9 protein-coding genes are annotated in these 11843 nt (G+C 34.9%); 5 read left to right on the top strand and 4 right to left on the bottom strand.

The genetic code is table 11. The annotated features are described in order from the left end of the window. Positions 1 to 465: 465 nt before the first annotated feature. Entirely contained in the window at positions 466 to 954 is a 489-nt protein-coding gene (locus IPI65_10480; GenBank protein ID MBK7441939.1) for a transposase, read from the top strand. A gap of 712 nt (positions 955 to 1666) precedes the next feature. Here IPI65_10480 and IPI65_10475 read toward each other — a convergent pair. Next, positions 1667 to 3286, bottom strand: a complete 1620-nt coding sequence (locus IPI65_10475) for a T9SS type A sorting domain-containing protein (protein MBK7441938.1) — start codon at positions 3284 to 3286, stop codon at positions 1667 to 1669. A gap of 737 nt (positions 3287 to 4023) precedes the next feature. On the opposite strand from IPI65_10475, the gene IPI65_10470 reads away from it, so the two are divergent. After that, a complete protein-coding gene (locus IPI65_10470; GenBank protein ID MBK7441937.1) occupies positions 4024 to 4557 on the top strand; it encodes a hypothetical protein in 534 nt (177 codons plus the stop codon). Positions 4558 to 4911: 354 nt separating this feature from the next. Here the strand turns inward: IPI65_10470 and IPI65_10465 are convergent, their stop codons facing one another. After that, entirely contained in the window at positions 4912 to 5064 is a 153-nt protein-coding gene (locus IPI65_10465; GenBank protein ID MBK7441936.1) for a transposase, read from the bottom strand. A 342-nt stretch (positions 5065 to 5406) separates the two neighbouring features. Here IPI65_10465 and IPI65_10460 point away from each other — a divergent pair, with 342 nt between their 5' ends. Both IPI65_10460 and hppD read left to right on the top strand, forming a co-directional pair. Next, positions 5407 to 6594 carry a homogentisate 1,2-dioxygenase gene (locus IPI65_10460; GenBank protein MBK7441935.1) on the top strand — a complete coding sequence of 396 codons (1188 nt, stop codon included), beginning with the start codon at positions 5407 to 5409 and terminating at the stop codon, positions 6592 to 6594. A gap of 26 nt (positions 6595 to 6620) precedes the next feature. Then, positions 6621 to 7751, top strand: a complete 1131-nt coding sequence (hppD, locus tag IPI65_10455) for a 4-hydroxyphenylpyruvate dioxygenase (protein MBK7441934.1) — start codon at positions 6621 to 6623, stop codon at positions 7749 to 7751. Between the two features lie 1516 nt (positions 7752 to 9267). Here the strand turns inward: hppD and IPI65_10450 are convergent. After that, a complete protein-coding gene (locus IPI65_10450) occupies positions 9268 to 9666 on the bottom strand; it encodes a hypothetical protein (GenBank protein MBK7441933.1) in 399 nt (132 codons plus the stop codon). A gap of 568 nt (positions 9667 to 10234) precedes the next feature. Here IPI65_10450 and IPI65_10445 point away from each other — a divergent pair. After that, complete coding sequence (locus tag IPI65_10445) at positions 10235 to 10939, top strand: ComF family protein (protein ID MBK7441932.1); 705 nt, start codon at positions 10235 to 10237, stop codon at positions 10937 to 10939. Positions 10940 to 10947: 8 nt separating this feature from the next. Here the strand turns inward: IPI65_10445 and IPI65_10440 are convergent, their stop codons facing one another. Continuing rightward, complete coding sequence (locus IPI65_10440) at positions 10948 to 11832, bottom strand: hypothetical protein (GenBank protein MBK7441931.1); 885 nt, start codon at positions 11830 to 11832, stop codon at positions 10948 to 10950. Positions 11833 to 11843 lie beyond the last annotated feature (11 nt).

Genomic DNA, 11843 nt, shown 5'->3' with positions numbered 1-11843 from the left:
ACGCTAGGAGCGTGGATTGGTCTACATTAGAGCTTATAAATAAATATGGAAAACGAGTTTCGTAATTAATATGTCTAGTAAAAAAACGAACCCATTTTCCACAAGCCAAAAAACTAAAGTTGGCTTAATAAGTAATGCTGAAATTTCTCGACAAGCCCGCTTACGGGTTTTGCAAAGCATCAAAATAGTAAAATTAAAGCGTGTCATTTATTGACATCGTTTTTCGCATTGATAGCTAAAAGTGAAAAAGTTATGCCAGTTGGGCAAGTGCCTTGTCCGGTAATAGGCCAGCCAGTAAGCAAACAGGCCCTTTTCAAAAGGATGAATACCGCTTGGGTTAATTTGTTAAAATACTGCTCCAACTCGTTTTAACTAAACATTTAGGTGCACCAACTAAAAGGGAAAGTTCAAATTATTTCGTAATGTTTATTTGCAAGATAGCACGGCAATTAAACTTCGGACTTTATGAATAGCCTTTTCCGCAATTATAGTAAAGGCAAGCAAAAATCAGTTGCAAAAATCAACGTTGTTATGAATGCAATTACAGGACTATGTACACATTTTAATATAACTGGATTTACAACAAATGAACAATGTTTATCGGCAACCATATTGGATATTGCCAAAAAAGGTGATTTAGTAATACGTGACTTAGGATATTACTCGCTGCAAGTTTTTGAAAAAATGATTGCTACAGGTATTTACTTTATAAGCAGGCAACGCTTTAATACCAATTTGTATGACCCAAAAACGATGGAACTGCTATCAGTAATGAAATTGATAAAGAGAAAAAATTATGTTGATATAAACTTGCTCTGTGGCAAAACAAATAAGTTACCAATAAGGTTGATGGCAATAAAGCTGGATAGCAAAACAACAGAAAGAAAATCCGCAAAGCTAGGCAGGATAGGGATAAACGCTAAATCACTCAAAAGAATTTTATACTGCTTTTAGGGTATATAATTTTTATAACCAACATTAATAAATCGAGATGCGACAGACATATCAGATTTATACCTTTGCTGGCAGATAGAACTATTATTTAAAAGTTGGAAAACAGGTATTAAGATTGAATCGATAATACCGAATGATCAAATAAACACAATACGAATCGAAGCTGTGTTATACATGATCCTACTTTATATTGCATGGTTTGAGGTTCACATTTACCTACCAATTAAGATTGAGGCCTATAAAAAACATAAAAAATATCAGCAAAGTAAAACTCGCATCATTTGTTATAAAACAGTTGGCAATTTTACGCCGCTGTTTTAAGCCTCCAAACGATAGAACAAATCATCTATTACTGTTGCCATGAAAAACGTAAGAGAATCAACGCCACTGAACATTTTAACCAATTAATGAACACTTTTGGTTGACGCCTATGCGATAGCTATCGGGACGGATTGAACGGATTTATACGGATTTTTTTAGACCTATAATTTTTTGGAGCATCAACATCTTCCACTCTATCACAATCCCTTCCCGCTTTTCACTACAACGAGCTTATCTCATTAAGTGTTTGACTAATTCGGCTGTTCCATTGGTACATCGGTACATAAACACATTGGTACATTAGCTCGTTTTCGCTACAATCGGGGCTAGTTGAACTTTTATAGTAGCCATTACAAAAAAATTCTGCTTTTACAGTGCAAATATTTATTTTTTACTGTATAATAATTTTTTTCGTATAAGTGGGTGATGTATTATTTGATATTTTAAAAATATAAATCCCTGCAGGTAAATTATAAACATCGACCTCACTAATTGCATTATCACTTAATTGTTTCTTAATTACAATTTGACCGGTTAGGGATACTACTTCTAAATAATAATCAGTAATAACATTATCTGTTATTTCTATCATTATTAAATCTTGCGCGGGATTAGGATAAATATTGATATTTAGATTTGTATTTGAATTTCCGTTAATAATTTCTGTATTAAGGTCGTCAATAATTATAAACCAACCTTCGGCATTTAACCCATCAATGGGATCAAAATGTGCCCCAATTATATCCCCATCATTTGAACTATTCACAACACTTCGACCAATTAATAATACATTAGTATCACTTAAAAATACATTTGTACAACGGTCGGTTCCAGATGCTCCCAGTGTCCTTGACCAAACTTTATTAAATAACGTATCCGTCTTAACAATAAAAGCGTCTTCTTCTTCTCCATGACCACCCTGCGTATCAAAGTCAGATGAATAAGAAAAACCGGTAAAATAAATAGTAGAATCGTTTAATATATGCATGTTTTCAAATACGTCATTCTCTGAACCCCCAAACTGAAAAACATTTGATAGAATCAGATTCGAATCGTATATCGCAATAGTTGCGTCAGGCCCACCTTTGTTTCCAGAGAATATTCCGGTATCACTTTGATTATATCCTAACAATAAATAATTATTTGGTGAAATTTCATAAGGTTTAAAAAGAATAAAATTGTAGTTTAATGCACGGTCATAATTTTCCTTCATAATTGCACCGTTACTATCCGTAATAATCATCAACCTTCCGGAAGTTTCACCATCTGGCACTAACCCTGCCAAATCATGATCCTTGGAGCTGGTTGTGATGTTAATCAAACATCTGTTTCCAGATAATCCTACAACCCAGGCACCATCATAGCCGGTTCCACCTATCGTTTTAGTCCATTGTATTTCGCCAAGTTCATTTGTTTTTACTATGAATGCATCTGTACTAAAATCTGAACCATAATGAATACCTACGTCTCCATCTCCTGAACCGGAGTAGGCACCAATAAGATATCCGCCATCTTCACATTTAGAGACATTATATAAAATGTCGTACGATGAACCACCAAAACATTTTTGATTTATAATATTACCGGTACTACTCAATGTTACCATCCAGATATCTTGTGATGAACTGTGGTTACAGGTGCAATCGCCAGAATTGCCGTCCACAACTCCAAATATTGAAAATGTCCCATCAAGGTTGATGAAAATACTATTCGGCACTTCGGTTCCTATTTCAGTTCCAAACTGTTTCTGCCAAAGTATGTTAAAATTACTATCTAACTTAACAACCCAATAATCGAATCCTCCTTTGTTGCAACAAACTCCTTCTAAATCAAAATCCTCTGAATCACTATTCCCTAAACAAATATATCCACCATCCGAAGTGCTTTTTGCATCAATAAATGCATCTCCATGAGTTCCACCGAAGCACTTTTGCCAAATAATTTCTGGTTGGGCCTTAACGTGACAAGAGAGTAGAACTTCGATTAATATGAGTAAAAGTAACTTTTTCATGGCCTTGATTAATTGTGAAGTTATCTAATAATGTAAAATTGTCCAAATGCCTAAAAATCGCCTTTTGGAATTTGACGATGACGTTGCGTGGAAATTGGGAGCGTGATGTTCGGGAAATATAATAAATCAGGTATAAGCGGTTGAAATAAAAGTTTAAACGGAACGCAGATTAAACCGATTAAACAAATTTATACGGATAAATTTTTAAAAACTTTATAAATTTTTGGAGCATCAACATTCTCCACTCTATCACAATCCTTTCCCGCTCATCTTTGATTATTTTGGCATACAACTCGCATTTGGTCAAATCCGATCAACGCTGATGGATATTATAGAAGACCGGTATGGTAAAACTTCAATTATTATCACTTCCAGGTTTCGGTAAGCTAATGTTTTTAAGTAATCGGTGATTAAAACAATAGCAGATGCCATTTTGGACCGAATAATACATGGTGCACATCGGCTTGAACTTATTGGAGAATCTTTAAGAAAAAAAACACCGATTATCCAGGAATAAAAAAAGATATTATCTTTATAAAATAAACTATTTTTTAACACCAAAAAATTACATTATCCTAAAAACTTCGCCAGCAAAAATGGTGGTCAATTTGCTTCGGTCTGATGTGGTCAGTTTAACCGGCCTGTGCATTTTAGCCATAATGTTCATCAACATTAGTTGTGTAACTAAGAAACCATTTAGTGGAATTGTACATTATGAGCTCTCTTACACTTCAAATATGCCAGAAATATTGTCTTCAGATAGTCTGACAAAATTATATGGTAAGTCGAAAATTTTTTACATTCAGGATAGTTTTTATAAGTATGAAATGAATGGAAACCTTGCCACTTTTTCAATATATGATCCATCTAATCAAATAATTTACAATAAATCAAGAGACACTGACACGGTATATTACTTTGATGCGACAAAAAAAAGTCGCGATAGTATTCTAAGTTTTTCATTGTCTAAAAAAAGTGATGTTATAAATGGTATTTTATGCGACAAATTGGTATTACAGAGTAAATATTCAAATACAACTTATTATTTCAATACAAAGTATTCCATAGATCCATCAAATTTTGAAAATCATTCTTATGATAATTGGTATTATTATTTGACTATCTCAAAATCCTTACCACTTAAGGTTAGTTATAAAAACAGCATGTATTCATATACAATGACTTTTACAAGAATGAAACATGAATTAATAGAAAAGAAATATTTCTATATACATACCAATTCAATATTAATTAAAGGATTAATATATTAGAAAAAAGTAAGGACCAATAAAGCCATTAATACAAATTTCGGGAATGCAAATAAACAATTGAAATACATAAATAAACAGTATTTGTAAGCACAGTAAGCACCCCCATTTTTAGGACGAGTTAAAAATAGAGTATAATTCATTTGATTGTTTTGTTTCTTTAAAAAATATTTCATCGTCATCTTTGCTCTTAATTGTGGTAAACTGTAGGTTGGCATCCGGAGCAGGGCGGAGTTTTCCAGTCTTAATAGCATATTCATATGCGCTCTGCTTTTTTAGTGACTTTTGCTGATGATTTTAATTGTAATCTTGCAGCCATGCATTGGTTATCCTTCTTACTTCATCCAATGATTCAAATTAATATGCATTTAATACATCTTTTGTAAATGTTCTGTTAAAGCGTTCGATATAGGCATTTTGCGACGGTTTACCAGGTTGGATAAATTTGTGTTCTATGGCATTGTTAATCAAAAAAGCTTTTAATTTTTTACAAATAAATTCAGGACAGATATCACTTCTGCTTTACTTCGGATTCCCGTTATAATCAATCACTGTTGCAAAACTCTTATCACTCATTCACCACTTAGAGATTTGTATTATAAATGAAAACTATTTTACTAGGTTGAATTTCTTCAATTTCATAATGTGTGGCATTTGAGTCCTTGTTATTTATGTTGATCTGCCCTTGCCTCTCACTTTTTATGCATAAAATAAACCATAAAACTCGTCTGCAAACCAATGCAGCACCAAAAATCACCCCAAAAATTCCCCATATTATCACCTCAAACATTGACATAAGTCACCCCGACCAGCATACATTTTCGGTGAAATTTGCAGTAAATAAAAATTATTATGCCAATTTATCAGCAATTAGGTAAAATACCGGATAAACGTCATATTGTTTTCCGCGATAGCGAAGGAAAATTATATAATGAGGAATTAGTGGGCACCCAGGGCTTCAGCAGTTTGTCGTCGCTGGTGTATCATATTTATCCTCCAACCAGAGTAATTAAAACCGAAAAACCATATTCGGTAGCACCAAAAATTGCTATCGAAAATAATATGCGCATGCTGAGTTTCAGCGGTTTTGATATTCCTCAGGAGGCCGATTATATTGAAAGCAGAAAAGTATTGTTTGTAAACAACGATTTACATATTGGTTTAGCAGCGCCAACATCAACACCGGATTATTTTTTCAAAAATGCCGATGCCGATGAACTCATTTTTATTCACAAAGGCTTAGGAACTTTAACTACCATGTTTGGTGATATCGATTTTGAAGCGCACGACTATCTGGTAATTCCAAGAGGTACGATTTATAAAATTGAATTTGATACTGATGACAATCGTTTTTTGTTTATCGAATCTTTTAGTCCTGTAGTTACCCCGCGCCGCTATAGAAATGAATTCGGACAATTATTGGAACATTCCCCATTTTGTGAACGCGATATTAAACGCCCTGTCGAATTAAAAACGTATGATGTGGAAGGTGAATTTCCAATCATGATTAAAAAACGCGGAGAAATTTTTCCATACACTTATGCCAACCATCCGTTCGATGTAGTTGGTTGGGATGGTTACCATTATCCTTACGCATTTAATATTCACAATTTTGAACCACTAACCGGACGTATTCACATGCCGCCTCCAATACATCAGAATTTTGAAGGGAATAATTTTGTGGTATGTTCATTTGTGCCAAGGTTATACGATTATCATCCACAGGCAATTCCTGCTCCATATCACCACAGCAATATCGACAGCGATGAAATTTTATATTATGTGGAAGGTAATTTCATGAGCAGAAATAATATTAAACCGGGTCAGCTCACCTTACATCCTGCAGGTATTCCGCACGGACCACACCCGGGAGCAATTGAACGCAGCATTGGCCAAAAAGAAACGCAGGAACTTGCGGTTATGATAGATCCGTTTAAACCTGTAATGATTACACAGGCTGCAGTAGAATATGAAGTAGATGAATATTATTTATCGTGGATTAAAAACAATGGCGTAAATCAAAACGTAGTAACAAATTAAATTATATCACCAATAAATTTATCACAATGGATACTTTATTAGTAGAAAAACAAACAACAAACATACAGGAAGAATTTCTTCCTTTAAATGGTACCGATTTTATCGAATTATATGTTGGTAATGCTAAACAATCAGCACATTTTTATAAAACAGCATTTGGATTTCAATCACTCGCTTATTCCGGATTAGAAACAGGTAATCGCGAATGTGCTTCTTATGTATTACGTCAGGGCAAAATCACCTTGATTTTAACTACACCATATAATAGCAGTTCACCTGTAGCAGAACATATTAAAAATCATGGTGATGGTGTAAAAGTAATTGCCTTTACCGTTGATGATGCTGAATATTCATTTGCACAAACTACCGAACGTGGTGCAGAACCATTTTTATTCCCAACCGTAAAATCGGATGCAGATGGCGAAATTAAAATTGCTGGTATTAAAACATATGGCGAAGTAATTCACTTATTTGTTGAACGCAAAAATTACAATGGCGTATTTCTTCCCGGCTTTACAAAATGGGAAAGTGAATATAATCCAACACCAATAGGTTTAGAATATGTTGACCATTGTGTGGGCAATGTTGGTTTAGGCAGAATGAATGTATGGGCGAAATTTTATGAAGAAGTATTAGGATTTAAAAACCTGATTACCTTCGACGATAAAGATATTTCTACCGAATACACTGCCTTAATGAGTAAAGTAATGGCAAATGGCAATATGCGCATTAAATTCCCAATTAATGAACCTGCCATTGGTAAAAAGAAATCACAAGTAGAAGAATATCTCGATTTTTACGAAGGCGAAGGTTGTCAGCACATTGCCGTTGCCACCGACGATATTATTTTTACCGTAAGCGAATTACGCAAACGTGGTGTTGAATTTTTATATGTTCCGGGCACTTATTACGATACCGTTTCTGAACGTGTGGGAACTATTAATGAAGATTTAAATACTTTAAAAAGTTTGGGCATCATGGTCGATCATGATGAAGATGGTTACCTGTTGCAAATATTCACCAAACCTGTAGAAGACCGACCAACAATGTTTTTCGAAATAATAGAACGTTGTGGCGCCAAATCGTTTGGTAAAGGAAACTTCCAGGCTTTGTTTGAAAGTATTGAAGAAGAACAACGCAAACGCGGAACCTTATAATTAATTATTACCATTAGATTTTGTAGAGGCTGTCTTTCGGGGCAGCCTTTTTTTGTGTCTTCGATTTATAAATTTTTATTTGTAGGAGCACATGCAATTCGCCCTAACAAATAAAAAGCATCACATTTATACGCATAACATACAACAAGGCATGCTCACTTTTTCTAAAATCTTACTGCAACATCACAATATGAATGAACGTTCATTCATATAATAATACCCTTAACATATTCGTCGCTTGTATTTTTTTTGAAGCATTAAACTTCCCCCTCCGATTCAAAATCGTTTCCCGTTTTTCGCTGCAACAAACCTCCCAAGTAACTCTTTTCCAAATTGTAAATGAACGCTGAATAAAAATCAAAACGAAACCATGAAATCTTCACTCCGAAATCGGCTGTTAATCAGCACATTAGCACATAGACACATTAGCACATTGGCTTGTTTGTTTTCGCTACAACCGGGGCTAGGAGTTACAACATCGTTTCAAATCACATTAATTTTATCGTAATTATTAAATAATCTTTTTTTATCATATCTTGAGTTGACAAAAAATGCTTTACCATAATTGGTCACCTCCAATCAATTCACAAATAGGATAAATTACATTCCCATGATTTTGAGTTGATTTACATGTTTAGTTTTGCTTTAAAGATTTTGTACTCAATTGGCATTTTTGTTTCACCGCTACGCGGTTCCTGTGATTCTTGAGGAGGCGTTTGTTACCATTCTTTCACCGCTACGCGGTTGGTTTATCGTTAATTATCATTTTTAGCATTGATTTTCATTTCCTATAACATTTTACTTTGCTTGTGAGATAATTGTAAATCATTGTTCCAACTGCAAATTTTAATTTAATTCAACCTCTTAGCTTTATTTACCAGATCATATAGCGGTGTAAGAATGGTAACAAGAATGTAATCTCAAGAATCAGTACAACCCCGGAGGTATACCTGCCAGGCGGGCAGGAGTGACACAAAAATTTGCCCCCCCCCCCCCCCTCGATGAGGGGCCTGTTACCACTTTCACGCTACGCGGTTGGTTCATCGTTAAATATAATTTTTAGCATTGATTTTCATTTGCTATAACCCATTACTTTGTTTGTGAGATAATATTACATCATTTCTCCTACTACAAATTTTAATTTAAATCAACTACATAGATTTACCTTCCGGATCAGATAGCGTTGAAAAAATGGTAACAAGTATCTCCCCCCCAAGAATCAGGTAAACCTCGTAGACGTGCCACAAAAATATTTGAATCTTGGATGATTGTAAAACAATTGTATAAATGCCTTTATTAAAAAAACAAAAACCAACCGCGTAGCGGTGAAAGAATGGTAACAAACACTTCCACCCCAAGAATTAGTAGAACCCCGTCGGTTTACCTGCCGGGCGAGGCAGGGGTGACACAAAAAATTTGAATCTTGGATGATTGAGAAACAATTGTATAAATGCTCTTATTAATAAAAACCAACCGCATCGCGGTGAAAGAATGGTAACAACCGCCTCCCCAAGAATTAGTTGAACCCCGTAGGTTTACCTGCCGGGTGAGGCAGGGGTGACACAAAAAATTTGACTCTTGGATAATTGAGAATCAATTGCATAAATGCCTTTATAAAAAAAAACCAACCGCATCGCGGTGAAAGAATGGTAACAACCGCCTCCCCAAGAATCAGTTGAACCCCGTAGGGGTGACACACAAAAAATTGAATCTTGGATGATTGGGAAACAATTGTAGAAATGTAATTATTAAAAAAAATCAACCGCATCGCTTTACCTTCCTGATAAGGCAGGGGTGAAAGAATGGTAACAAACACCTCCCCCAAGAATCCGCAAAACCCCGTAGGTTTACCTGCCGGGCGAGGCAGGGGTGACACAAAAAATTTGAATCTTGGATAATTGAGAATCAATTGCATAAATGTCTTTATAAAAAAAAACAACCGCATCGCTTTACCTTCCTGATAAGGCAGGGGTGAAAGAATGGTAACAAGAGCGTCTCCTCAAGAATCTGATGAACCCCGTAGGTTTACCTGCCGGGTGAGGCAGGGGTGACACAAAAAATTTGAATCTTGGATGATTGGCAAACAATTGCAGAAATGTAATTATTAAAAAAAATCAACCGCATCGCTTTACCTTCCTGAATAGGTATGCTGATTCTTCACTTATAAGGTATTCCATTTTTCTCTTTTTTGAATATCCAAATAATTTATTTACTTTTATTTAATTAATCACTTAAAAATAAGTTACAATGTGTAGAAGAAACTGTGGTTACCGGAGCGTAACAATTAACAAGGGTTTACATTCAGAAACACCTTATCCGCTTAAAGATTACTTAAATCCTTACCTACCCGATTTTAAGCGAATATAATGTAAGCAATTCATTTAAATTTTTTCCTGGCACAGTAACATTTCCATCAATTATGGTATTGCCCTGAATTAAAATAATTGTGCCTGTTTGTTTTTGTTAACCCTTAAAATCGTGTAATGAATTATTTCCCTGTAAATATTATCAACGATATTGGTAATATTATTTATCCCAAATTATGTGTTGCCTGTCACGAAGCTTTGGGCAAACATGAAAAAATTATTTGTTTAAAATGCCAGATTGGTCTGCCCAAAACCGACCATGTATTGTATGACGATAATCCGGTTGCAAAAAAGTTTTGGGGCAAAGTGCCCATAGAGCGGGCTTTGGCGATGTATCATTTTCATAAAACTTCGCGATTGCAGGAAGTTATGCATGCATTAAAATACAAAGGCCGTCAGGATGTTGGTATTCGTCTGGGCAATTTAATGGGTTACCATTTACTGCAATATCATTTGTTTAACGATGTTGATTATTTAACTGCTGTTCCTTTACATAAAGACAAATTAGAAAAACGTGGCTACAATCAAAGTGGTGTTATTGCAGCAGGTTTAAGTGAGGTATTAAATATTAAATACGACCCGGAAATATTACAACGTATACTTTTTACAGAAACACAAACAAAAAAAACACGATTAGAGCGATGGGACAATGTAAAAGATATTTTTGAAGTAAATAAACCGGAATTAGTTGCCCATAAACATATTTTATTACTTGATGATGTAATTACCACAGGTTCAACACTGGAAGCATGTGCTTTAAAACTAATCCAGCATCGGGGAACCAAGGTGAGTATTATTGCGGTTGCACATGCTGAGTTGTAACTAACCTATTATTTTTGAATAACAGGAAAACTGATTTCCACACCGCCAAAACCCTTGTAAAAACGCGCCAAACCCGGTATGAGCGAGCCTTCAAAGTCGAAGGTTAAATTACTTCCTGCATGTTGTTGCAGTGTTTGGTCGATAAGAAAATGCATGGCGTTTTTTTCTTTTCCTGCATCGGAAGAAACTGCGGACAAATAAATTAAAAAATTATTGCTACTCATAAAAAACGCTAATGCCAGCAACTGATTATGTTCATCAACCACACCTTTAATAAATCCCTTATTTAAACTCAAGGCTTTTTCCAGAATTCTTTTTAAACGTTCGGCATCTGCAGCAGTTTGAGTGCCATCCAATTCGTTAGCAAGATATTTTTTTCGGAATGCAATTAATTCGTTGGCAGTATTTAATTTAATAATACTCAGTTTAGCTTTTTGAGCCTTTTTAATGTTCCGTTTATTGTTATCACTATAAGCAGCAGCAATTTCGGCAGGCGTTTTATTCAGATTAATATGATGGGTGATTCGGTGTTTAACTTTTACAAAAGAACTTTGCATGCCATTTGCCGTATTTAAATGCAGGTTCATTTTTCGAAAAGCCGATGGAATTTGTTCGATACAATAATGTAATTGGTTGGCATACATGGCATCGGTATAAAACAAACCCAACTGCTGAATAAAAAATGGCTGATAAATCTGTTTATATACCACACGGTTTTTAAACGGCAATGGAAAAACAGCCTTATAATCATCAATTACCAGGGCATCCCACTGCTCTTCAGCCGCCAGATTCAAATACCAGGAATAAGCATACGGCAAACCATTCAATGCCTGATCGATACAGGCATCCCATTTTTCTAAATCAATATCTTTATGTCTGATGTATTTTATCAATTCGGGTAAAT

The sequence above is a fragment of the Bacteroidota bacterium genome, assembly GCA_016706255.1.
In the GTDB taxonomy this organism is placed as follows: Bacteria; Bacteroidota; Bacteroidia; order Chitinophagales; family BACL12; genus UBA7236.
The sequence above is the reverse complement of the archived record's forward strand: the minus strand, read 5'-3'. Positions and strand labels throughout refer to the sequence as shown.